This window comes from Bradyrhizobium sp. 137 (assembly GCF_023074095.1).
GTDB lineage: Bacteria > Pseudomonadota > Alphaproteobacteria > Rhizobiales > Xanthobacteraceae > Bradyrhizobium.
Map to the genome: position 1 here is coordinate 1 of NZ_JADPKU010000052.1, position 23,852 is coordinate 23,852.

The following is a 23,852-nucleotide window of genomic DNA, read 5'->3' on the forward strand; positions in this document are numbered from 1 at the left end:
CTGCGAATCGGTGCCAGACAAGGAATCACGGTCGATTCCCGCGATGCAATAGTTGGTGCGCTCCCTCAGCCCTCTCGGCTAAATGTGGGTAATTGAAAGATCCGCCGATGGTGTACGACTATTACGGTTTCCCCGAGCATACCTATCACCTCAAATATCCGGCGCCGGGCCAGCCCGAGCTCGCAGCCGAAGTGAAGGCGCTGGTGACGCGCACCGGGCTCGATTGCCGCGAGGATCCCGATCAGGGCTTTGACCACGGCACTTTCGTGCCGCTCGGCCTGATGTATCCGAACGCCGACATGCCGATCGTGCTGCTGTCACTGAAGTCGAGCTACGATCCGGCCGAGCATATCAGGGTCGGGCAGGCGATCTCCTCGCTGCGCGACGACGGCGTCCTGATCGTCGGCAGCGGGCTGACTTATCACAATATGCGCGGCTTCAATCGACCGGAGTCCAAGCCGGTCTCGTACGACTTCGAAGCCTATCTGAACGAGGCCATCAGCAATCCGGACGCGACACGGCGCAACGCCATGCTCGTCGACTGGGAGAACGCACCCAGCGCGCGCCTCGCGCATCCGCGCGAGGACCATCTGTTGCCGCTGACGGGCGCCGCCGGCATCGACATTGGCCGCCGCGTCTTCGTCGACGGGGTCGCAGGCGTGGCGATGGCGTCGTATGTGTTTGGTGGGTGATTTTCCTTTTGGGACAAGGGAGAGGGCATCCTCACCCGTATTTCAGCTTCATGAACAGGATGCCGCCGGCGAGCACCATGGTGATGGCGTTGGCGGCGACCAGCGGGCCGTCGCCGGAGAGCAGGCCGTAGACGAGCCAGAGCACAAGGCCCAGCACCATCACCAGGAACATGCCCAGCGAGATGTCGCGCGCCGAGCGCGTCTTCCAGACCTTGATGAACTGCGGCGCATAGGCGACGGTGGTGCAGGTGGCGGCGGCAAAGCCGAGCAGCTTGATCGCGAAGGGGTCCATGCCGGCTCTATAACATGGATTCGGCCGTGCTCACGCGCGGGCCGCCATGAGGTCGCGGTAGAGCGCGGCATAGTCGCCGGCGCGGTTGCGCCAGGAGACGTCGGTCGCAAGGCCGCTCAATTGCAGCCGCCGCCAGGTCAGCTTGTCGTGGAAGACTGTGTTGGCCTTGCGCAGCGTGCCGGCGAGGGCGTCCGCCGTCACGGGGCTGAACTTGAAACCGGTGGCATCATGGCCGGATGCGTCGGCCTCGCCGATATCGACGATGGTATCCTCGAGGCCACCAACGCGCGACACGATCGGGACCGCGCCATAGCGCAGCGCGCAGAGCTGGGTCAAGCCGCACGGCTCGAAGCGCGACGGCACGATCAGCGCGTCCGAGCCGGCCTGGATCAGATGCGCCAGGATCTCGTCGTAGCCGATCACGACTCCGATCCGGCCGGGATTGGCGCGTGCGGCGGCCTGGTAGCCGTCCTGCAGATCGCGATCGCCGCTGCCGAGCAGCGCGAGCTGCATGCCTTCACCCAATATGGTTGGAATGGCCTCGAGCAGGAGATCGAGTCCCTTCTGCCAGGACAGGCGGCTGATGACGCCGAGCAACGGCGCCTCGTCAGAGGAATCGAGATTGAACTGCTGCTGAAGCGCCGCCTTGTTCGCAGCCCGGAACGTGAGGTCTTCCGCGCCGAAGCGGTAGGCGATGTGCGGATCGGTTTGCGGATTCCACACGGAGATGTCGATGCCGTTGAGAATGCCGCTGAGCACGCTCGCGCGTGCGCGAAGCAGGCCGCCGAACCCCATGCCGCCTTCGTCGCTCTGGATCTCCCGCGCGTAGGTCGGCGACACCGTGGTGATGCGATCGGCGAATTGCAGGCCCGCCTTCAAAAAGCTGATGCCGCCGAAATATTCGATTTCGTTGACGTTCAAGGAGTGCCAGGGCAGGCCGATCGCACCAATCAGCTCGGGAGCAAACTTGCCCTGATAGGCCATGTTGTGAATGGTCATCACGGTGCCGGGCCGCGGCCGGTTGTCATAATGCAGATAGGCCGGCACAAGCCCCGCCTGCCAGTCATGGGCGTGGATGATGTCGGGCACGAAAGCCGGAACCAGGCCGTGCCCGATATCGGCGGCGACGCGCGAGAGCGCGGCGAAGCGCACGCCGTTGTCCGGCCAGTCGACGCCTTCGCTGGTGACGTAAGGATTTCCCGGCCGCGCATAGAGGTGCGGCACGTCGAGCACGAACAGATCGAGGCCGTCGTGCGAGCCTGCGAGCAGGCGTCCAGGTCCGCCGAAATAATCCGGCCAGCGCCGGATTTCCTCCGCTCCGGCGAGCAGCCGCGTCACGTCGGGATAGCCGGGCATCAGGGTGCGCATCTCGACGCCATGCGCCTTCAGCGCAACCGGCAGCGCGCCGGCGACGTCCGCGAGGCCGCCGGTCTTGACGATGGGATAGACTTCAGAAGCGACCGCGAGGACGCGAACAGGCGTCATTTATTGAGCCCATCGATCATCGGCTGGGTGATCAGCGAGATGCCCTGCTCGGTGGTGCGGAAGCGCTTGGCATCGAACTCGGGATCTTCGCCGACGACGAGGCCCTCGGGGATTTCGACGCCGCGGTCGATCACGACGTTCTTCAAGCGAGCGCCGCGCCCAACATTCACGTAGGGCATGATCACGGCATTCTCGACATTGGCGTAGGAGTTGATGCGGACACCGGTGAACAGCAGCGAGCGGCGCAGCGAGGCGCCGGAGATGATACAGCCGCCCGAGACGAGCGAGCTCACGGCCTGGCCGCGCCGGCTCTCCTCGTCGTGGACGAATTTGGCCGGCGGTGTGATCTCGGCATAGGACCAGATCGGCCAGGCGCGGTCGAACAGGTCGAGTTCCGGTACGACATCGGTGAGATCGATATTGGCGGACCAATAGGCGTCGACGGTGCCGACGTCACGCCAATAGGCGCCGTTGTGGCTGCTGGAGCGCACGCAGGAGGTCGAGAACTGGTGCGCGAACGCGCGGCCGTTCTTGACGAGGTATGGAATGATGTCCTTGCCGAAATCGTGGTTCGAGTCCGGGTCCTCGGCGTCGCGCCTGAGCTGGTCGAACAGGAATTTCGCATTGAACACGTAGATGCCCATGCTGGCGAGCGAGACGTCCGGCTTGCCTGGCATCGGCGGCGGGTCTTTCGGCTTCTCCAGGAAGGACTGGATCCAGCCCTTCTCGTCGATATGCATGATGCCGAAGCCCGATGATTCCGCGCGCGGCATCTCGAGGCAGCCCACCGTAACGTCGGCGCCGCTCTCGACGTGCTCGCGCAGCATCACCTCGTAGTCCATCTTGTAGATGTGGTCGCCGGCCAGCACGACGATGAAGCGGCAGGCGTGAGATTCGATGATGTCGATGTTCTGGTAGACCGCGTCCGCCGTGCCGACATACCACATGTTTTCGGAGACGCGCTGGCTCGCCGGGAGAATGTCAAAACTCTCATTGCGCTCGGGGCGGAAGAAGTTCCAGCCCATCTGAAGGTGCCGGATCAGGCTGTGCGCCTTGTATTGGGTGGCGACCGCGATACGGCGGATGCCGGAGTTCACCGCGTTCGAGAGCGCGAAGTCGATGATGCGGGACTTGCCGCCAAAATAGACCGCCGGCTTGGCGCGCCGGTCGGTCAGCTCCAAAAGCCGGCTGCCGCGTCCACCAGCGAGGACGAACGCCAGCGCCTGGCGGGCAAGCGGTTCACTACCGACGGCACTCATGTCATCCTCCCGCGCTCTGGCGCTTGCCGAGGCCTTTTGTCGCGAGAAGCCCCGCGGTCCCGCGCCCATTGGAACCGATAGTAATGGTACGAATAGTAAATCGGGAAGTAGGTTGTTAGTTGCGAGCGCGGCAAGCTTAATGCTTTGCCTTGATGCCGTTCTTGGCCACCGAACTCCGGCGTCGCGCCGGTGTCACATGGCGACCGAGCAGGCGCGCTGGCCCGCCAGCGGCCGTCTCGCAGCGAGACGTGAAGGGCACTTGTGCGCCGCACGCAAATTCGAGGCTTTGACTAGGCGCAAGGATGTTCGATCATGGCGATGCGATCCATTTCCAAGCGAAACGTCAGATAAGGAGTAAGACGATGAGGATCTGGAAAACGGCAATTGCCTGTTCGCTGGCCGGCGTGGTCATGGCCGGCCAAATCGAGCAGGCCGCGGGGGGTCCGATGCCGACCAACGTCGCGACGATGAAGGCTGCCGTCGGCGATGATGTCACGCAGGTACATTGGCGCGGCGGTGGCTGGGGATGGGGTCTCGGCGGCCTCGCGGCCGGTGCGATCATCGGCGGCGCCATCGCCGCCAGCACCGCGCCTTACGGCTATGGCTACTATGGCGGCCCGTATTACGGCGGCTATGGCTATCCGGGGTACGGCTATGGTTATGCCCCGGCTTATTACGGCTATGGGCCGGCCTACGCTTATCCGCGATACTATCGGCCGTATCGTCCGTACTACGGCTATCGTTACGGCTACTACCGGCCATATCGGGTCTTTCACCGGCCTTACTATCGTGGATATTGGTAAGGTTCTGCGCGGCTAGAGCGCGAGCCACACGATCATGCTCATGCTGGCGAATTGCATGAGCACGATCGCGGCAAGATGCAGCGGGCCGGCCTCGAGGCGAAGCCTGCGCATCCCGCCGGGTCCGCTTAGTTCGATCCTGCGACCGCAGCCGTGAAGCTGCGATCGACGGCTTTGCCGACGTCGAGCTTTTTCGGCAGGATGCCATAGCGCGTCGAGCGGTCGGAGGCATCCTGCACCTCCTTCACGACGTTCTCGTCGATCACGATCGGGCTGGTGCGCTGCGCGGTGTAGGCCGAGAGCAGCACGTCTTCCGGCAGCTTGGTCAGCTCGGGCCGTGTTCCTGGCATACTCGGAAAGGTGATCAAGCGACCATAGCCGCGCCTTGTTCAGCCGCTGCACAAGATCCTGCACCGCCGCGCGCTTGGTGGCGATGGCGTTGTCGGAAGCGACGATGAAGGTGATGGTTGGCGTCAGGCCTTCGCCGTCGGCGATCACGCGGGCTTTGTCCTTCAGCGTCGCGAACGAGACGTAGGGCTCCCAGACCGCCCATGCATCGATCGAGCCGGCGAGCAGCGCGATCTTGGCGTCGACCGGTCCGAGCGGCGCGAAGGTCGCATCCTCCAGCTTGATCTGCGCCTTCTCCAGCGCCGCGTCGATCAGGAACTGACCCCAGCCGCCGCGCGTGCCGGCGAGCCGTTTGCCCCTGAGGTCGGCGGCCGACTTGATCGGCGAATCCTGGCGCACCAGGATGGCCTGCGTCTTCGCGTCTGACCTCGTCCCGCCGATCGCTTTGATCGGCGCGCCGGCCGCATAGACCGACAGGAACGAGAGATCGCCGGTATAGCCGACGTCGAGCGCACCGGCGTTGAGCGCTTCCAGGATCGGCGCGGCCGCGGGGAATTCCGACCACTCGATTCTATAGGGCAGGTCTTTCGTGTAACCGGAGATTTCGAGCAGCGACCGGTTGCCGCCTTTCTGGTCGCCGACGCGCAGCACGACGGTGTCGGCCGCGAACGATGCGGCGGCTGTCGACAAGGTGAGGGTGGCGGCAAGCAGCGATGCCGCGAGACGGCGGGTGATGGGATGATGATGAGAGTTGATGCGCATGTGGCCTGTCTTGTTGCTTTGCCCACGACGCGTGAGCGAGCGATGCAGCGAGATGATGAAGTTTATGACCGCGCGGAGCGCAGTCAATGAAATGGCTATCCGTATTGCAGAGGCGACAGGCAAGGACGTTTTAGCAAAGTGATGCTTTCGAGAAAGTGCGGTGTGCGCGGCCGAAATTGCGTAGGAAAGAAGCAGGGAGCGGGAAGCGCGGCAGCGGCGAAAATGCTTTCATCGTTCGCGAGGGTGGCGATGGAGAGAATGACTTCGCTTCGCCAAACATTCGAAATTCCATTTCATTGACGATGCGGCGACTGCGCCGCATGATTTGCGCATCGCATCAACGCGGCGTGTGAAGCGCCGGCGAAAAGCTTTTCTCTCAAACGCAGCTCCGTACGGAAGATGCGCAACGCGAGCCGTTGCGCATGTAGCGGAGCAGTGCCAGCGCAGGAGTGGGACCGATGAGCAACGACGACAAGCGCGGTGGATCGAGTCTCGACCGGCGGCATCTGCTCCAGGCGGGGCTTGCGGCAGCCTTCGCTGCGCCGTTCGGCGCTCTTGGTGCGGCACACGCCTTTGCGCCGCGCGGGATCGCGCCCGGCGTCGACTTCTCGGAATTTCCGTTGTGCCAGACGGCATCGAATGCACCTGCGCTCACTGGCGCTCCGCGCAAGCTGAAACTGTCGTGGAATGCCGGCGCGGTCTGCCTCGCGCCCGTGCCGGTCGCCATCGAGCACGGTTTCTTCCAGAAGCACAATCTCGACGTCGAGCTCGTCAACTATTCCGGCTCGACCGACCAGTTGCTCGAGGCGATCGCGACCGGAAAGAGCGACGCCGGCCTCGGCATGGCGCTGCGCTGGCTGAAGCCGCTGGAGCAGGGGTTTGACGTCAAGATCGCCGCCGGCGCCCATGGCGGCTGCATGCGGGTGCTGTCGCGCCGCGATTCCGGCGTCGCGAAGCTCGCCGATCTCAAGGGCAAGATCGTCGCGGTCGGCGACCTCGCCGGCCCCGACAAGAATTTCTTCTCGATCCAGCTCGCCAAGCTCGGCATCGATCCGATCAAGGACGTCGATTGGCGCGCCTATCCCGGCAATTTGCTCAATGTCGCCGTGGAGAAGGGCGAGGTGCAGGCCTTCCTGTCCTCCGATCCGCTCGCCTATCTCTGGCTCAAGGATACTCAGTACAAGGAAGTCGCTTCCAATCTCGATGGCGAGTATCGCGAAAAGAGCTGCTGCATTCTCGGCTTGCGCGGCAGCCTGGTGCGCGAGGAGCCGCAGATCGCCCGCGCCATCACGCAAGCGCTGCTCGATGCCGCGATGTTCACCGCGCAGAATGCGACGATTGCCGCACAATCATTCCAGCCCTACGCGCCGAAGGCGGCCACCCTCGCCGACATCGAGGGCATGGTGCGCTACCACACCCACCATCATCATCCGGTCGGCGACGTGCTCAAGCGCGAGCTCAAGGCCTACGCCGATGATCTGAAGAGCGTGCAGGTCTTCAAGCCGAGCACCGACACGGCCAAATTTGCGGAGCGCATCTATGTCGACGTATTCGCTGTCTGACGGCCTCGCCTCCGGCGCGCCGCGCCTCTCTCGCGCGCCACTGCTTGCGAATTGGGTCCGGGAGACCGGCGTCGGCGTGCTCGCAAGCATCGCCTGGGTCGGCTTTGGCCTGTCCTGCCTGTGGTGGCAGGATGTCGGCGACTGGTCACGCACGCATTCGGTCGGCATTGCAGCCTTCATCGTCGCTGCGGTTGCCTTGTTCGGAACGCTGAGTGCCGATTATCTCGGCTCCGCAGGCCGCGGCTTGCGCAAGCGCGCGCCCTGGCTGGTGGCGCTCGGCGCGTTCCTGACCTTGTGGGAGGTCGCAACGGCAAAATTTGCTTGGCTGCCGCTGCCGTTCTTTCCGCCGCCGCAATCGATCGTCGAGGTCTATACCGATGATCTGCCAAAGCTGCTCGACAGTGTCTTTGCCTCCGTAAAACTGCAGCTCGGCGGTTATCTGGTCGGCGCCACGATCGGTTTCCTGACCGGCGTCTCGATCGGCTGGTCGCGCGCAGTTGGTTATTGGGTGCATCCGGTGCTGCGCTTCATCGGTCCGTTGCCGGCGACCGCGTGGCTGCCGATTGCCTTCTTCACGTTCCCGTCGAGCTGGAGCGCCTCGACCTTCCTGATCGCGCTGGCGACCGGCTTTCCGGTCACCGTCTTGACCTGGTCCGGCGTCGCCAGCGTCAGCAACGCCTATTACGACGTCGCGCGGACCTTGGGGGCCAAGCCGTCCTTCCTGGTGCTGAAGGTCGCGATTCCGGCGGCACTCCCGCACGTGTTCGTCGGGCTGTTCATGGGGCTCGGTGCGTCCTTCGCGGTGCTCGTCGTCGCCGAGATGATCGGTGTCAAGGCCGGGCTAGGCTGGTACCTGCAATGGGCGCAGGGCTGGGCCGCCTATGCCAACATGTATGCGGCACTGATCGTGATGTCGCTGCTCTGCTCCGGCGCGATCACGCTGCTGTTCTCGATCCGCGACCGCCTGCTGGTTTGGCAGAAGGGGACTGTAAAATGGTAGCTCTGGCTCAAGCGATCGCGCGTCCGGCTGCCGGCGCCGCGCTCGACATCGAGCAGGTCAGCCACGCCTTCGACATCGACGGCGCCGAGCTGCCCGTTCTCAGCGACGTCAGCATCTCTGTCGAGCCCGGCGAGTTTGTCGCGCTGCTCGGTCCCTCCGGTTGCGGCAAGTCGACCTTGCTGCGGCTCGTCGCCGGCCTCGACAAGCCGAGGTCCGGAACGCTGCGCGAGGACGAGAGCCGCATCAACAGTCCACATCCCTCGCGCGTGGTCGTGTTCCAGGATCCGACCCTGTTTCCCTGGCGGTCGGTCTGGGACAACGTCGCCCTGGGCTCGAGGCCCAGGGCATTTTGAAGAGCCAGCGTTACCGCGTCGACGATGCTCTCGATCTCGTCGGGCTGTCGTCTTTCCGCAACGCTTATCCGCACCAGCTCTCCGGCGGCATGGCGCAGCGCGTCGCGCTGGCGCGGGCGCTGGTCAACGATCCCAAGATCCTGGTTCTCGACGAGCCACTGGGAAAACTCGACTCGCTGACCCGCATCACCATGCAGGCCGAGCTTGTCTCGCTGTGGCAGCGCAAGGGTTTTACCACGCTGCTGGTGACGCACGATGCCGAGGAAGCCTTGGTGCTCGCCAACCGCGTCATCGTCTTCAATGACCGCCCGGCACGGGTCAAGGCCGACATCCGTGTCGACCGGCCCTATCCGCGCCACCGCGGCGATCCCTATCTGGCCGATCTGCGCCGCCAGATTCTCGGTCTGCTGGGGTTGGACGCGACATGGTGACTCCCGTAGCCAAAGGGCGCACAGCTCCCGCCCAGCCCGATTACATCGCGCGTGCTGAAGACCTGGCAGCAGGCTTTGCCGCACGCGCCGCCGAGCATGACCGCAATGGCAGCTTCCCTTTCGAGAATTTTCGCGAGCTCTCCGAAGCGGGCCTGTTGTCGCTCACGGTTCCTGCGGCTCATGGTGGGGCCGGCGCCGGCGCACGATACGCCGCGCGCGTGATCGGCATCATAGGCAAGGCCGATCCGCCGACGGCGCTGGTTCTGTCAATGCATTACATCAATCATCTCGTCATGTCGCGGAGCCCGACCTGGCCGGCGCGGCTGTCACGCAAGCTTGCGCGCGAAAGCGTCGAGGGCCTGGCGCTGATCAACGCGCTGCGCGTCGAGCCGGAGCTCGGCTCGCCCGCGCGCGGCGGTCTGCCGACGACGATCGCGCGGCGCACCGAAACCGGCTGGCGCCTCTCCGGCCACAAGATCTATTCGACGGGATCGCCGATCCTGAAATGGTACCTGGTCTGGGCCCGGACCGACGAGGCGGAGCCGCGGGTCGGGCAGTTCCTGGTGCCGGCGGGCCTGCCGGGCACGCGCATCGTCGAGACCTGGGACCACCACGGCCTTCGTGCCAGCGGCAGCCATGACGTCATCTTCGACGATGTCGTGATCCCGCTCGATGCCGAGGTCGATGTCCGCAAGCCGGCGGATTGGCGCACGCCCGACGTGACGCAGGCGACCATCCATACGGTGTTCGTTGCCGCGATCTATGACGGCGTCGCCCGCGCCGCGCGCGACTGGCTGATCACGTTCCTGAAGCAGCGCGTTCCCGCCGGCCTCGGCGCGCCGCTCGCGAGCTTGCCGCGGGCGCAGGAGATTGTCGGCGCCATCGAGGCGCGGCTCACGGTCAATGCACGGCTGATCGAGTCTTTTGCGCGCGATTTCGATGACGGCGTCCAGCTCTCTGCGAGCGAGTCCAACGTCATCAAGCTCACCGTCACCAACAATGCCGTCGCGGCTGTCGAGGACGCGCTGTCGCTCTCCGGCAATCACGGCCTCAGCCGCACCAATCCGCTGGAGCGTCACTATCGCGACGTGCTGTGCGGGCGCGTGCACACACCGCAGGACGATTCCACGCGCACCGGTCTCGGCCGCGCCGCATTGGGCCTCTAGCTTTCGGGAAAAATCAGGGAGACGGTCATGTCGATCGAGTTCATCGGCTTCATCAGCAACAACCATTCGTCCGAGACCATCGTCCGCGAAGGGCCGGTGCTCAATCCGACCCACATCGAGACGGTGGCGAAAGCGCATGAGAATGCCGGCTTCGATCGTGCGCTGCTGGCGCTTCATTCGACCTCGCCCGATGCGCTCCAGGTCGCGCAGCACGTCCTCCGGGTCACCGATCGCCTGAACGTGTTGATCGCGCAGCGGCCCGGCTTCACCGCCCCGACGCTGCTGGCGCGGCAGTTCGCGGCGCTCGACCAATTCTCGCGCGGCCGCGTCGCGATCCATGTCATCACCGGGGGCAATGCCACCGAGCTGCGGCAGGACGGCAACACGCTCGACGACAAGGACGAGCGTTACGCTCGTACTTCCGAATTCCTCGACGTCCTCAAGCTGGAATGGACCAGCGACAAGCCGTTCACCTACAGGGGCAAGTACTACCAGGTCGAGAACGCCTTTTCGCAAGTGAAGCCGTATCGCCCGGAAGGCATCCGCGTCTATTTCGGCGGTGCTTCCGATGCGGCGATCGACGTTGCCGGCAAGCACGCCGACACATTCGCGCTGTGGGGTGAATCCTATGCGCAGGTACGCGACGTCACTTCCCGCGTCCACAACGCGGCGGTCCGGCACGGGCGGCCGACGCCGCGTTTCAGCCTGTCAGTGCGGCCCATCATTGCGTCGACCGAGAAACAGGCCTGGGAGAAGGCGGAAGACATTCTGGCGCGCGCGACCGCGCTTCAGGACAAGACCGGCTACCGCAAGCCCGCCGACGGCCACGCCACGGCCGGCGCGCGGCGCCTGCTCGCACTCGCCGACCAGGGCAGCCGCATCGACAAGCGGCTCTGGACCGAGATCGCGAAGCTCACCGGCGCCAACAGCAACACCACCGCGCTGGTCGGTACGCCCGAGCAGGTCGCGGAAGTCTTTGGCGACTATTACGACCTCGGTATCAGCCATTTCCTGATTCGCGGCTTCGATCCGCTGATCGACGCCATTGAATATGGCCGCGAGCTGATCCCGCTGACGCGTGAACTGATTGCGAAGCGTCAGGCTGTTCGCGGCGAGGCCGCGGAATGATCCGTCTCACGTTAGCCGGTGCGCTGCTGTTGCAAGATCTTGTGTTTCGGACACGGCGGCGTACGAGGCACGAGATCTCACGCATTGCTCAAGCATCCGTGAGATGAGAATGCGCCCTTCTACGCGAAAGCCGCTCTCGAAACGTTCCTTCTGCATTTCGCGTCCCCGACAACATCCCCATTGCTATTTGCGCCCGCTCCCTTGCGCCACGCCAGTTCCCGCCAAGATGCTTTAGACGACCACATCGGGAGACCGGCCATGGGCCTACAAGAAACAAAAATCGAATCGCTTCCCTTCGTCACTGCCGAACTCAACTATCTCGCGCCGGTCTTAGGCAAGCCGCGTACCTACGCCTTCGATCCGCCGCCGGGCGAGCCGAAGAGCACGGCGCTTGCCGAGCCGCATCAGGTCCCGATCTTCGATGCGCGGCTGATTGCGCAGAATATCTCGCTTGATCGCGAAGGCTTCGCGCTGGTGCGTCATCCGACCCGCGTGAAGGATTTCTACAACGAGGAGGAGGTCAGGGCGGTCTATTATCCCGCCGTGGAGGCGTTCCTGCGCGCGACGCTGAAAGCTGATCGTGTCTTCATCTTCGACCACACCGTGCGCAAGCGCATCGAGGGCGCCCCCGACATTCGTGGCGGTGGCCCGCGCCAGCCGGCGACACGCGTGCATGTCGACCAGACCGCCGTCTCCGGCGCCAATCGCGTGCGCGAGCATCTGCCTGACGAGGCCGAAGAGTTGCTGAAGGGTCGCGTGCAGGTGATCAATCTGTGGCGGCCGATCCGCGGCCCCTTGCGCGATTCACCGCTGGCGATGGCCGACGGCACGACGGTTGCGCCCGACGATCTCATCGCTTCCGATTTGATCTATCCCAATCGTCGCGGCGAGATCTATTCGGTAAGGTACAATCCGAACCACCGCTGGTTCTATTTCCCCGAGATGACCACAGACGAGGCGCTGCTGCTCAAGTGCTATGATTCCGCAACCGACGGCCGTACGCGGTTCGGGCCGCACACTGCCTTCGTCGATCCGACCACGCCGCCAGATGCCGCGCCGCGCGAGAGCATCGAGGTGCGCACGCTGGTGTTCCACAAACAGTAACAAAGTGTGATGGTGCTGCCGGGCGTTGCCCGGCAGTGTTTCCGGAACTTTGGGGAACAAAGCCACGTTTGCAGCGCCGGGCAGGGCAACCGGGAGGGTGCCGTGCAAGCGCAGACGACGCTATTGGTATCTCTGGCCAGCTTTTTGCTTTTTGCCTTTTCTGCTGCCCACGCCGAAAGCGGGCTTGCTTCGTACTACGGATACGCGAAGGCCGGCAGAGGTGGCGAGCTGACATGCGCGCACCGGACGCGTCCTTTCGGCGCCGTGCTGAGAGTGTCCTATAGCGGACGAACGATCCAGTGCCGCGTCAACGATCGTGGCCCGTTCATCCGCGGCCGCATCGTCGATCTCTCGGTGCCGGCCGCCCGGGCGCTCGGCATGATGAGCGCTGGCGTGGTGCGGGTCTCGGTGGATTAGGCCGGCAAGCGGGCTATAGTGCCTCCCAAAGCAAGGGTGAGGGGCGCCATGGCCAGGATCAGAGTCGGACTCGTCGGCTGCGGCTTCGTGTCGGAGCTGCACATGTATGCGTTCCAGCGCGTCTATGGCGTGGACGTCGAGGTCGCGGCGGTGGCCGCGCGCGGCGATCACGTGGTCGAGTTTGCGACGCGCCACCATATCCCGCGGGTCTATCGCAGCTTCGCGGAGGTGATTGCGGACCGTGAGCTCGATGTCATCGACATCTGCACCCCGCCCAATCTCCATGCCGAGATGATCGTCGCCGCCATGCAGGCGGGCAAGCACGTCATCTGTGAAAAGCCGTTCGCCGGCTATTTCGGCCGCGAGGGCGACCAACAGCCGATCGGCAAGCGCGTGCCGAAGGCGCTGATGTACGAGCGCGTGCTCGAGGAGATGGACGCGACGCGGGCGGCGATCGAGCGTAGCGGAAAATTGTTCATGTATGCCGAGGACTGGATCTACGCGCCCGCGGTGACCAAGACCGCGGAGATCATCAGGGCTACCGGCGACAAGATCCTGTTCATGAAGGGCGAAGAGAGCCATTCCGGCTCACACGCCGCACATGCCGCGCAATGGGCGATGACGGGTGGCGGCTCGCTGATCCGCATGGGCTGTCATCCGCTCTCGGCCGTGCTTTACCTCAAGCAGGTCGAGGCAAAAGCGCGCGGCGAGACCATTCGCGTCGCCAGCGTCATTTGCGACGTCGGCAACGTCACCGCTGGCCTCAGGCCCGAAGAACGCACCTATATCAAGGCCAATCCGGTTGATGTCGAGGATTGGGGCACGCTGACGGCGACCTTCTCCGACGGCACCAAGGCGACGGTGTTCTCCGGCGACATGATCATGGGCGGTGTGCGCAACCTGATCGAGACCCACACGAGCGGCGGCTCACTGTTCGCCAACATCACCCCGAACACGCATCTGATGAGCTACCAGACCAGCGAGGAGAAGCTCGCCAGCGTCTACATCACCGAAAAGGTCGATCGGAAAACCGGCTGGCAATATGTCTGCCTCGAGGAGGAATGGACGCGCGGCTACTTGCAGGAGATCCAGGACTTCATGGAATGCGCCGCGACGGGACGGCAGCCGCTGTCGGACCTCGCGCTGGCGTACGAGACGATCAAGGTGAATTACGCGGGCTATTGGGCGGCGGAGGAGGGGAGAAGGGTGGTGTTGTAGGGCGTGGCTCTCTTACCCTCCTCTCGAGGGAGGGCAATCGCATATGGGAAGCGGCTTCCATGCGCGCATCCTTCGAGACGCCCGCTTTGGCGGGCTCCTCAGGATGAGGGCGGAGTGTGCGGCAGCAGTTTCAACGGGCCCTATGCCAATTAGCCTCATCCTGAGGAGACCGCGGAGCGGTCGTCTCGAAGGACGAGGCGTTTGCTCGGGCCACTCCAAGAATTCATATGCGATAGCCTTACCGTCCAGGGGAGGTTGCCACGCGAGCGCAACCGCCTCATGCCCCGTAGGTCGAGCCCTTCGGTAGCGGGAAGACCGGCTCCCGCGTGCGGATGTTCGTCGGCCACACCACCGAGATGTGCTCGCCGGCGTTCTGCATCACGACCGGGGTCGAGCGCTCGTTCTGGCCGGAGAGCGGCGTGCCCGGCCGGAAGAATTTAACGCCATAGCCCTGGATGGTGCCGCCAGCGGGGATGTCGACGTCGAGCGCTGCCTTGCGGATGGCCTCCGGGTCGAAGCTGCCGTATTTCTCTTTGGCGACCGGCAGCACGTTGTTGAGCAGCACCCAGGTCTGGTTGAAACCCATCGAGCAGTGCGGCGGCACGTCGGTCGCGCCGGTCTTGGCCTGGTAGCGCGAAACCATGGTCTTGATCAGGTCGCCCATGCCCGGCGCGAGCTTGGCGGGATCGAGCAACTGCGCCGGCACCGGATCGATGTTGCAGAAATTGTCGATGTCGGCACCGAAAGTCGCGCGCAGCTTGTCGAGCTGGCTGTAGCCGGCGCCGGCGCCGAACAGCATCTTGAAGCGCAAACCGCTCTCGCGGGCCTGGCGCAGGAACAGGGTGATGTCGGGGTTGTAGCCGGCATGCGAGATCACGTCGGCCTTGGCGCGCTTGATTTTTGTCACCAGCACCGAAAGATCGGGCGCGGAGGCCGAATACCCTTCGCGCAGCACGACCTGGATGCCGGCCTCCTTGGCATAGGCCTCGTCGGCGGAGGCAACGCCGACGCCATAGGGGCCGTCCTCGTGGATTAACGCGACCTTGACCTCCTTCGGATCGATGCCGAGCTTGGCTTTCGCATGCTCGGTGATGAAGCTTGCAAAGGCCTGCCCGTACTGGTCGGAATGGATCTGCGCACGAAACACGTATTGCAGGTTCTTGTCCTTGAACACCGCGGTCGAGACCGCGGTCGTGATCCAGAGGATCTTCTTCTGCTGCTCCACCTTCGCCGCCATCGGCACCGCGTGCGCGCTGGAATAGACGCCGTTGATGATGTCGATCTTTTCCTGGCTGATCAGCCGCTCGGCCTCATTGATCGCGACGTCCGCCTTGCTCTGGGAGTCGGCGGCGACCGGCACGATCTTGGTCTTGCCGCCGATGCCGCCCTTCTCGTTGACGAGGTCGATGGCGATCTGCGCGCCGACCGAGGAGGCGACCGAGCCGCCGGCGGCAAAGGGGCCGGTGAGGTCGTAAATCAAGCCGATGCGCAAATTCTCGGCTTGCGCCTGGGCCCGTGTCCAATCGAGGCTGAGTGCGGCGGCGGCAGCCGCCGATGTCTTCAGCAGCTGCCTGCGTGAAGTCGGCATCCTATCCTCCCTCAAAAACCGTCTTACGTTTGGCTTTTTTCGAAGTATTGGGAGCAGGATGGCGAAAGTCAACATCGCCCAAGGTCGATAGGCGTCGGCCGCGACACAACGCACCTGCGAAAGACAAAGGAAAAGCCCACCGCTCCGCGCGGGAGCGATGGGCTTGCACGGGCGCGGATCGATTACTGCGACAGCTTCACGAAGCTCGGAAACTTCATCTTGCCTTCCGCGATCTTCTCGGGCCAGACCACGACCTGCTTGGAGTCCTGCCACTGGAAGACGAGGCCGGTGACAGTGCCGGGGCCTGACTTGATACCGTGGGTGAACTCGTCGTTCTTGCCGTAGAACTGGATGCGGCCGATCGTGCCCTCGTAATCGGTCTTCTCGAGCTCGGCGACCATCTTGTCGGGATCGGTCGAGCCGGCGCGCTTGATGGCTTCCGTGATGAAGTAGACCTCGTCATAGGCGGTGTAGCCTGTATAGGCCGGCGGTGCGCCGAACTTGGCCTTGAAGGCAGCCGCGAACGGCTTCGTCTTGGGGGTGACGGCGACGTCGGGTGTCGCAACCGCCAGCGACGGTATGCCGTCGGCCGCGCCATTGGTGTCCTTCCAGAAGGTCGGGCTCAGCGCCTGCGCGCTGATGCCGAACATCGGGATCGGCACCTGCTGGTTCTTCCACTGCACCGTCGGCTGCACGCCGACATGGGAGATGCCGGTGACGATCACGTCGGGCTTCTTGCTCTCGATGTTGTTGAAGATCGGCGTGAAGTCGGTGGTGTCAGGCGAGAAGCGGACGTGCTCGACGACCTTCAGGCCAGCCTTCGGCAGGCAGGCCTCGTAGCCGACGTCGAGCGGCTTGGTCCAGGCGGCGTCCTCGCTCATGATCGCTACGGTCTTGAACTTGAGCTTGTCGACGAGCAGGTCCTTGGCGGCGTCGCAGACGAGCTGGGCCTGCGCGGCCGAGGTCAGATAGCCGTGGAAGGTGTACTTGTTCTTCTCGTAGTCGTTGTGAATCGCCTTGGTGATCTCGTTCGAGGCCGCGCCTGGCGTGATCAGCGGCATCTTCAGCCGCGCCGCCCAGGGCTCGAGCGCCAGCACGACCTCGCTGATATAGCTCGCGATGACGGCGGAGACCTTGTCCTCGCTGACGGCGCGCTGGAAGGCGCGAACGGAATCCGCCGACGAGCTCTTGTTGTCGTAGGTCACGATCTCGATCTTGCGGCCGAGCACGCCGCCCTTGGCGTTGATCTCGTCGGCGGCAATCTGCGCGCCGCCTGGCGTCGCCGCGCCCGCGATCGACTGCACTTCTGCGATGACGCCGATCTTGATCGGATCGGTCGACTGCGCGTAGGCGGGAGCGGCAAGGCACAAGGCCAATGCGGAGGCGAGAAGGCTGCTGCCGAGAACTAATGGTCGCATGGTCGTTTCCCTTTCTGTTTTTGTTGATGTTGACAGACTTAAAGAAAATCGGCCCCGGCCTCGCTCGCGAAGCGGCCGGGATCGCCTTCCCACACGATCCTTGCATGCTCCAGCACATAGACGCGGTCGGCATGTGGCAGCGCGAAGGTCACGTTCTGCTCGCCGAGCAACACCGTGATCGATGTGGTCTGCCGCAGCTTGGTCAGCGCCTTCGAGAGTTGCTCGAGGATGACGGGGGCAAGGCCCAGCGTCGGCTCGTCCAGGATCAGGATCTGCGGCTGCATCATCAGGGCGCGGCCGATCGCGAGCATCTGCTGCTCGCCGCCGGAGAGCGTCTGCGCCATCTGGCTCTGGCGTTCCTTCAGGATCGGGAACAGCTCGAACAGCCAGGCGAGCTGTGCGGCGCGCTTCTCGTCGGAAAGATGCTGGCCGCCGAGATCGAGATTTTCGCGCACGCTCATCTCGCCGAACAGCTCGCGTGATTCCGGGCATTGCACGAGACCGCTGCGTGCGATCTTCGCCGGACTGGTGCCGCGGAGTTTCTCGCCGCCGCGCACGATCTCGCCGCTGTAGGGCAGAAAGCCGGAGATGGTGTTGAACAATGTGGTCTTGCCGGCGCCGTTGAGGCCGACGATCGAGACGAACTCGCCCTCGTGGACGTGGATCGAGACGTTCTCCAGCGCCTGCGCCTTGCCGTAGAATACACTGACATTCTCGACCTGGAGCAGCGGCACCTTATCCTTGAAGCTGGTCTCGGGCCGTGCATGGGTCTCGATCGCTCCGCCGAGATAGACCCGGCGCACGGTCTCGTTCCTCATGACCTCGTCGGCCTTGCCGGTGACGATCTCCTCGCCGAGATACATCGCGAGCACGCGGTCCACGAGGGCTGCGACGCTCTTGACGTTGTGGTCGACCAGCATCACCGCACGGCCTTCGTCGCGAAAGCTGCGGATCAGGTCGGAGAACATCTCGACCTCGGCGCGCGTCAGCCCGGCGAAGGGCTCGTCGACTAGCACGACCTTTGGGTCACGTGCGATGGCCTTGGCGAGTTCGAGCCGGCGCAGATCGGCAAACGGCAGGGTCGGCGGGCGGCGGTTCATCACATTTCCGAGCCCAACGCGCTCGGCGATCCATTTGGCGCGCTCGATCAGCGCCTTGTCGGGGAACAGCATGAACAGGCTGTCCGGCAGCAGCGCGACCAGGATGTTCTCCAGCACGGTTTGCCGGTTCAGCGGCCGCGAGTGCTGGAACACCATGCCAAATCCCTTGCGCGCGATCTTGTGCGCGGGCAGGCCGGCGACGTTCTCGCCCTCGAAGATCACTTCGCCTGATGTCGGGCGCTCGATCCCCATCACGGTCTTCATCGCGGTCGACTTGCCCGAGCCGTTCGGCCCGATCAGGCCAAAAATCTCGCCCCCATTGACCTCGAAGCCGAGGTTCTTGACTGCGGTCAATCCGCCGAAGCGCTTAGTCAGGCCGCGGACTTCGAGCACGGCCCTGTTTGGAAGCCTCATATCCATCACGAGCGCGCCTCGCGCGAGAGGGCCGCTCCGAGGAAGCCGCCAGGGAAGAACAGCACGACGAGGAGCGCGACCGCCGAGACGATGAAGGTCGCGAGCTCACCGGTCGGCCGCAAGAACTCGCCGGCGACGATCAGGAAGATCGCGCCCAGCGCTGCGCCCAGCACGGTGCGCCGGCCGCCGAGCACGGCGGAGACGATCACGTTGACGCCGACCGCGACGTCGACGACGGTGCCGACCGAGGCGGTGCCGAAGTAGAATACCAGCAGCGCGCCTGACAGCCCGGAGAAGAACGCGCTGACGATGAAGGCGGCGAGCTTGTGCTTGACGATGTTGAAGCCGAGCGCGCCGGCCTGCACCGGGTCCTGGCCGCTGGCCTGGAGCACGAGGCCGATCGGCGATTGCGAGAGGCCGTAGAGGATTGCGGCCGAGATCGTCATGAAGCCGAGCGCGATCCAGTAATTCACGCCGGCGTTGATAGAGATGACGTCGGGAATGGTCAGCCCGATCTCGCCGCCGGTGAGGTCGGCGAACACCACCACGAAATTCTGCAGCATCAACACCGCGACCAACGTGGTCAGGCCGAAATAGGGCCCGCGCACGCGCAGGGCCGGCAACGCCAGCACGAGACCGGCGATGACGGAGGCGAATGCGCCGAGGACGATGCAGAGATAAACCGACCAGCCAAACTGGGCATTGAGGATGCCGGCGGTGTAGGCGCCGACGCCGATCAGGAAGGTCGGCCCGAAATTGACCTCGCCGGCAAAGCCGAACAAGAGGTCCCAGGCCATCGCGAACACACCGAAATAGAATGCGACGGTGAGCAGGCCCAGCACATAGCCAGAGACGTAGAGCGGCAGCGTTGCCGCGATGAGGACGAGCGCGAGCGAGACGAAGAAGAGGCGAGAGGTGAAGAAGGTGGCCATCTCAGCGCCTCCCCAGAAGGCCCTGGGGCCGGATGTACATCACAAACACGAGCAGCAGCAGCGCCGGGATGGTGCGATAGGCCGGCGAGATCAGATAGGCGGTCAGGGTCTCGAGATAGCCGACCACGAAGGCCGCGATCAGCGAGCCGGAGACGCTGCCGAGGCCGCCGAGCACGACGATGGAGAACGCGCTCGCGGTCAGCGGACCGACGCTGTAGGAGCTGACGCCCAGAAACATGCCCAGTAGCACGCCGGCGATGCCGGCGAGGATACCGTAGATCGCCCACACCACGATGTAGATGTTGGTGAGCTCGAGGCCGAGTAGCGTGACGCCGCGCGGGTTCATCGAGGCGGCCAGCACGGCCTTGCCGGTGCGGGTGCGGTTCACCAGGAGCCACAACAGAGCGATGACCAGGCAGCAGACGATTGCCGTGAAAATCTCGTTGCGCGGCGTGCGGACGCCGAGGATCTCGACCACGCCCTCGACGATCGGCAGCACGGTCTTGGCGTTGTTGGTGAAGAAATAGGCGATCAGCTCCTGGATCATGATGCCCCACAGCAGCGTTCCGGTGAGGACGAAGATCTCCTTCTCCTCGTTCGGAATGCGGCGCGAATCCTGGATCGGCTTCACCACCGCGAAATAGGTGGCAAATGCCGTGATGAGGGCGACGCCGACGCCGATCAGCGCGCCGGCATAGGTGCCGACGCTGAGAATGCTGGCGGCGGCCCAGGCCGCCACCGCTGCCGCCACCATGATAGCGCCGTGGGAGAGGTTGAGCACGCCGGAGACGCCGAATATCAGCGTGAAGCCGGTGGCACCGAGAGCGTAGAGAGCGCTGATGGCAAAGCCATCGATCAAAATCTGGAATGCTCGCATTGATGATTGGCCGGGCAACCTGGCTGCCACTTGGAGAAAAAGGTGCTGCGTGCACCGCATGCGGAAAGCTCTCCGGGCAAGGCCCGGATGTCGTTCCGATCAGTTCGCGGTGGACTTGATGGAGCTCGGGAGACTGACGTCACTCCTGACGGCGTCCTCCGGCGCGCCGATCACGGCGGCGTCGAGCGAATTCGCAACGCAACAGAGAGTCTATTCTTCATGTTGTTTTTCTCCCTTGAACAGCCTCTTGTGAGCTATTGGGGCGCGACTATACCGGCGAGGGCATTCTCGGCAAGTGAAACTGCATTCAGGATTGTGAGAGGCCGGTTAAAGTCCATTGCTGCGCAAATAGAGTGCAGCGTGACTCGCGCACGTCAGGCATGCAGATTCGGTCGAGGCCCATGCATGTGTGCCGCCAGCATGCTCCCATCTATTCAACGTGCGTGCAGCAGCGACGGATCGAGCGGGCCGAGGCGGGTGGGATCGAATGGCGAAAGGTCGATTTGCGTCGTGCCCTCGGCGATCAGCTGCGCCAACGCCTCGCCGGTCGCGGGTGCATTGAGGATGCCCCAGACATTTTGTCCAGTCGCAACGTAGAGACCCTCGCTCTGCGGCACCTTGCCAATCAGCGGCAGACCATCCTGCGTCACCGGGCGGAAGCAGGCCTGCCGCGCGATGATCTTCTCGGGCCGGAACAGCGGCGAGAGCCGCTCGCTCATCGCCTGCAGGCGCGCGATCGCGTCCTGGTCGGGCGTCACGGCGGCGGGATCGAGCGGCAACGGCGCGATGTCGGAAAGCGCCGTGATATGCGTGCTGCCGTCGGCACGTGGGAAAACCTCGATGGACACGGCGCCGCCATTGTCCGCATGCTCAAGAAACAGCGCATGGGCTGGCACATCCGAGCCGGTGTCGTACACGATGCTCGGGCTGCGCTGGCCATAGATGGCGGGCAGGTTCATCCATTGCGCCGCGAGCAGCGACCACGGCCCCATCGCGATGACGACGGCGTCCGCCTCGATGACGCTGCCCTCGACCTGGACGCCGCTCGCTGTGATGCCATCCGCGTCGCGCAGGATGCCGCTGATCCGGCCGCGACGAAGTTGCACGCCCTGCGTGAGCGCCGCATCCATGAGGAACGAGGTGAATTTGCGAGGGTGAACGATCGCGGTCGTCGCGGTCGTGCCGATGGTTTGCGCGATGGCGACGCCGTTGGCAAGCCAGCCAAGTGCGGAGGGCAGATTCCGCCGTGCGTCACCATCGGGGACAACGAGACCGCTATAGGCGGTCATGGGGCGGTAGCCCCAATCGCCCGCGATCTCCCCGGGCAGTTGCGCATGAAGTGCAAAGCTGCGCCGCGCCAGTGCGTCGAGCGGCGTGCCGCTGCACCAGTCGCGCGCGAGGAAGCCGCCGGCCTTGCCGGAGGCTGCGGCCGCGATCTCTGTCCGTTCCACCACAATGACATCGATGCCGCGGCGACGAAGAAACCAGGCGGTGCAGGCGCCGATCACGCCACCGCCGCAGATCACAACACGCATGGCTTTTTTCCTCGCGCGCCGAAGGATTATCAAAACAATTGGCGCCGGCGAGGAACGTCGGCGCAGCGTCGCAATGAGCTTGTGTCGCTCAGCCTGGTCCTGCGCCCTGCGTTGCCGTGTAGACCGCGTAGAGCGACTGGCTCGCCGCCATGAACAGCCGGTTGCGCTTTGGGCCGCCGAAGCAGACGTTGCCGCACACCTCCGGCAGGCGGATGCGGCCGAGCAGCTTGCCCTCCGGCGACCACACCGTCACGCCGCTATAGCCGACGGCGCGCCCGGCATTGCTGGAGGCCCAGACATTGCCGTTGACATCGCAGCGCAGGCCATCCGGCCCGCACTTCACGCCGTCGATCACGCAATCGCTGAACTTTCTAGGGTTGGAGAGCTTGTTGTCGCTGCCGACGTCGAACACGAAGATCTCGCCCTTGCCGCCCGGTCCGGTGTCGCCCGGTCCCTTGCCGGTCGAGGCGATGTAGAGCTTCTTGTAGTCCGGTGAGAAGCACAGGCCGTTCGGATCTGGCACCTGGTCTTCGGTGACGACGAGATCGATGCGGCCCGACGGGTCGATGCGATAGCAGTTGGTCGGGAGCTCGCGCTTGCCCGGCACGAAGCCGGCGGGCTGTCCGATCCGCGGATTGAGCTTGCCGCCCGCATTGCTCGGACCACCCGCGACGTCGGGCTCGCCTTCGTAGAGCTGGCCGCCATAGGGCGGATCGGTGAACCAATAGCTGCCGTCGGGGTGTGCGACGATGTCGTTCGGCGAATTCAGCTTCTTGCCCTGATAGGAGTCCGCGAGCACCGTGGCGGTGCCGTCATGCTCATAACGCGTCACCCGGCGCGTCAGGTGCTCGCAGGAGAGCTGGCGGCCCTGAAAGTCGAATGAGTTGCCGTTGGAATTGTTTGAGGGCGTGCGGAACACGCTGACGCGGCCGTCATCCTCGCTCCAGCGCATCTGCCGGTTGTTGGGAATGTCGCTCCACAAGAGATACCGTCCCTGCGCGCTCCAGGCCGGGCCTTCGGCCCACAGCACGCCAGTATAGAGACGCTTGATCGCGGTGTTGGGCTGCGCGAGATCGTTGAAGGAGGGATCGACGGCGATGATGTCGGGGTCCCAGAAATACGTGGTCGGCGCGCCCTGGGGACCGAAATCGCGCGGCGGGGTGGTGATCGTCGTCGGCGGTGCGGCGGGGCCGGTCTGGGCCAGGGCGGAGCCGGCTCCGGCCATTGTGGCGGCGGCGCCGAGCGCAAGCCCTTGTACAACTCCTTGGACCAGTGTTCGTCGTGAAAGCGCAGCATCCTGGTCACGCTGCCCTTCGTCACGAGCCTCTTGGCGTGTCATCGCGTCCTCCCGATCATGTTCGCTGACCGGTTGATCCGGCCGAGCGGGCGGAGGTTAGTGCGGTCCGCTGCCGGTTGCGAGGGGTGGAATCGAAACCGCTGCGCGATGGCGGGTCGCAATTTCGTCACCTTCGAATGCGTTTGGATTGGAGGCGCTAACGGGGATAAAGCCGGAGTTCATTGTGCAAGTTGTCGTTCTGGTCATCCTGCTCGCGATCGCATTTGCGGCCGGCTATTTCACGCGGGACTACGTCTCCCGCAAAAGGCGGGCGGAGGCGCGCCGCTGGCGTGAGTACACTGAGCCGGACTGGCTGCCTGCCAACGCGCCGGCGAACACCAACGAGATCACGAATGCCGGCGCCGCTGTGGTCGCCACCGGCGAACTCGGTCAGATGCTGAACCGCTGGGAGAACAGGGCCCGCGCCCGCCGCACTGGCACGGGATAGCCGGCGCGTCTTGCGCTCGTCTGGTAACCTGGATGCAGCGAAGCGTATCCGGGACAGTTTTCGTTGTGCTTCATGCGGGCTGCAATCTCTCCTATTTAGGTCAGTTCCACTGACTATCTTTTAGGCGTTGCAGTTACAGGCGTTTCTCGTTTAGAAACGGGCGGATCGAGCCCCTCCCGGCAACCAA

Annotated in this window: 19 protein-coding genes and 3 pseudogenes; 11 read left to right on the plus strand and 11 right to left on the minus strand. The window is 64.3% G+C overall.

Going from position 1 to position 23,852, the window contains the following annotated elements; genetic code table 11:
- Positions 1-101: 101 nt before the first annotated feature.
- A pseudogene (locus IVA78_RS13540) lies at positions 102-692 on the plus strand (class III extradiol ring-cleavage dioxygenase); the annotation flags it as partial.
- 31 nt (positions 693-723) lie between these two features.
- Here the strand turns inward: IVA78_RS13540 and IVA78_RS13545 are convergent.
- The 3 genes from IVA78_RS13545 to glgC are packed head-to-tail and all read right to left on the minus strand — an operon-like array spanning position 724 to position 3,728.
- Complete coding sequence (locus IVA78_RS13545) at positions 724-984, minus strand: SemiSWEET transporter (RefSeq protein ID WP_247465690.1); 261 nt, start codon at positions 982-984, stop codon at positions 724-726.
- A gap of 30 nt (positions 985-1,014) precedes the next feature.
- Positions 1,015-2,469 carry a glycogen synthase GlgA gene (gene glgA / locus IVA78_RS13550; protein WP_247465692.1) on the minus strand — a complete coding sequence of 485 codons (1,455 nt, stop codon included), beginning with the start codon at positions 2,467-2,469 and terminating at the stop codon, positions 1,015-1,017.
- Complete coding sequence (gene glgC, locus IVA78_RS13555; protein WP_247278571.1) at positions 2,466-3,728, minus strand: glucose-1-phosphate adenylyltransferase; 1,263 nt, start codon at positions 3,726-3,728, stop codon at positions 2,466-2,468. The genes glgA and glgC overlap by 4 nt, the downstream gene beginning before the upstream one ends.
- 362 nt (positions 3,729-4,090) lie before the next feature.
- Between glgC and IVA78_RS13560 the strand changes: the two genes are divergently transcribed.
- On the plus strand, positions 4,091-4,531 hold the full coding sequence (locus IVA78_RS13560) for a hypothetical protein (protein WP_247465695.1): 441 nt from the start codon (positions 4,091-4,093) through the stop codon (positions 4,529-4,531).
- Positions 4,532-4,656: 125 nt separating this feature from the next.
- On the opposite strand, the pseudogene IVA78_RS13565 reads toward IVA78_RS13560, so the two are convergent.
- A pseudogene (locus tag IVA78_RS13565) lies at positions 4,657-5,638 on the minus strand (ABC transporter substrate-binding protein).
- 458 nt (positions 5,639-6,096) lie between these two features.
- Here IVA78_RS13565 and IVA78_RS13570 point away from each other — a divergent pair.
- The 8 genes and pseudogenes from IVA78_RS13570 (at position 6,097) to IVA78_RS13605 (ending at position 14,017) form a co-directional block, all read left to right on the plus strand.
- Positions 6,097-7,200 (plus strand): ABC transporter substrate-binding protein, encoded by a 1,104-nt coding sequence (locus IVA78_RS13570; RefSeq protein ID WP_247465698.1) that lies wholly within the window; start codon positions 6,097-6,099, stop codon positions 7,198-7,200.
- Positions 7,178-8,200: an ABC transporter permease subunit gene (locus IVA78_RS13575; RefSeq protein ID WP_247465700.1), complete on the plus strand. Its 1,023-nt coding sequence runs from the start codon at positions 7,178-7,180 to the stop codon at positions 8,198-8,200. The genes IVA78_RS13570 and IVA78_RS13575 overlap by 23 nt, the downstream gene beginning before the upstream one ends.
- Positions 8,194-8,984: pseudogene (locus IVA78_RS13580) on the plus strand (ABC transporter ATP-binding protein). The gene IVA78_RS13575 and the pseudogene IVA78_RS13580 overlap by 7 nt, the downstream one beginning before the upstream one ends.
- Positions 8,978-10,150: an acyl-CoA dehydrogenase family protein gene (locus tag IVA78_RS13585; protein WP_247465702.1), complete on the plus strand. Its 1,173-nt coding sequence runs from the start codon at positions 8,978-8,980 to the stop codon at positions 10,148-10,150. Before IVA78_RS13580 ends, IVA78_RS13585 begins: the two are co-directional and overlap by 7 nt.
- Positions 10,151-10,177: 27 nt before the next feature.
- The gene (locus tag IVA78_RS13590; RefSeq protein WP_247465704.1) at positions 10,178-11,278 is read left to right on the plus strand and encodes an LLM class flavin-dependent oxidoreductase; all 1,101 of its coding nucleotides are present in this window, start codon (positions 10,178-10,180) and stop codon (positions 11,276-11,278) included.
- A 258-nt stretch (positions 11,279-11,536) separates the two neighbouring features.
- The gene (locus tag IVA78_RS13595; protein WP_247465705.1) at positions 11,537-12,382 is read left to right on the plus strand and encodes a CmcJ/NvfI family oxidoreductase; all 846 of its coding nucleotides are present in this window, start codon (positions 11,537-11,539) and stop codon (positions 12,380-12,382) included.
- A 102-nt stretch (positions 12,383-12,484) separates the two neighbouring features.
- Positions 12,485-12,799 (plus strand): septal ring lytic transglycosylase RlpA family protein, encoded by a 315-nt coding sequence (locus tag IVA78_RS13600; RefSeq protein WP_247278610.1) that lies wholly within the window; start codon positions 12,485-12,487, stop codon positions 12,797-12,799.
- Positions 12,800-12,847: 48 nt separating this feature from the next.
- Complete coding sequence (locus IVA78_RS13605; RefSeq protein WP_247465708.1) at positions 12,848-14,017, plus strand: Gfo/Idh/MocA family oxidoreductase; 1,170 nt, start codon at positions 12,848-12,850, stop codon at positions 14,015-14,017.
- A 277-nt stretch (positions 14,018-14,294) separates the two neighbouring features.
- Here the strand turns inward: IVA78_RS13605 and IVA78_RS13610 are convergent, their stop codons facing one another.
- From IVA78_RS13610 to IVA78_RS13640, 7 genes are all read right to left on the minus strand, one after another.
- A complete protein-coding gene (locus tag IVA78_RS13610; protein ID WP_247306393.1) occupies positions 14,295-15,605 on the minus strand; it encodes an ABC transporter substrate-binding protein in 1,311 nt (436 codons plus the stop codon).
- 182 nt (positions 15,606-15,787) lie between these two features.
- Positions 15,788-17,023, minus strand: coding sequence for an ABC transporter substrate-binding protein (locus tag IVA78_RS13615; protein ID WP_247278582.1), 1,236 nt, complete (start codon positions 17,021-17,023; stop codon positions 15,788-15,790).
- 38 nt (positions 17,024-17,061) lie between these two features.
- On the minus strand, positions 17,062-18,543 hold the full coding sequence (locus tag IVA78_RS13620; protein WP_247465710.1) for an ATP-binding cassette domain-containing protein: 1,482 nt from the start codon (positions 18,541-18,543) through the stop codon (positions 17,062-17,064).
- Positions 18,543-19,469 (minus strand): branched-chain amino acid ABC transporter permease, encoded by a 927-nt coding sequence (locus IVA78_RS13625; RefSeq protein WP_247465712.1) that lies wholly within the window; start codon positions 19,467-19,469, stop codon positions 18,543-18,545. The genes IVA78_RS13620 and IVA78_RS13625 overlap by 1 nt, the downstream gene beginning before the upstream one ends.
- Position 19,470: 1 nt before the next feature.
- Positions 19,471-20,346: a branched-chain amino acid ABC transporter permease gene (locus IVA78_RS13630; protein WP_247278585.1), complete on the minus strand. Its 876-nt coding sequence runs from the start codon at positions 20,344-20,346 to the stop codon at positions 19,471-19,473.
- A 434-nt stretch (positions 20,347-20,780) separates the two neighbouring features.
- Positions 20,781-21,881: an FAD-dependent oxidoreductase gene (locus IVA78_RS13635; RefSeq protein WP_247465714.1), complete on the minus strand. Its 1,101-nt coding sequence runs from the start codon at positions 21,879-21,881 to the stop codon at positions 20,781-20,783.
- 88 nt (positions 21,882-21,969) lie between these two features.
- Positions 21,970-23,220, minus strand: coding sequence for an SMP-30/gluconolactonase/LRE family protein (locus IVA78_RS13640; RefSeq protein ID WP_247465716.1), 1,251 nt, complete (start codon positions 23,218-23,220; stop codon positions 21,970-21,972).
- A 178-nt stretch (positions 23,221-23,398) separates the two neighbouring features.
- On the opposite strand from IVA78_RS13640, the gene IVA78_RS13645 reads away from it, so the two are divergent.
- A complete protein-coding gene (locus IVA78_RS13645) occupies positions 23,399-23,665 on the plus strand; it encodes a hypothetical protein (protein ID WP_247335605.1) in 267 nt (88 codons plus the stop codon).
- The last annotated feature ends 187 nt before the right edge of the window (positions 23,666-23,852 follow it).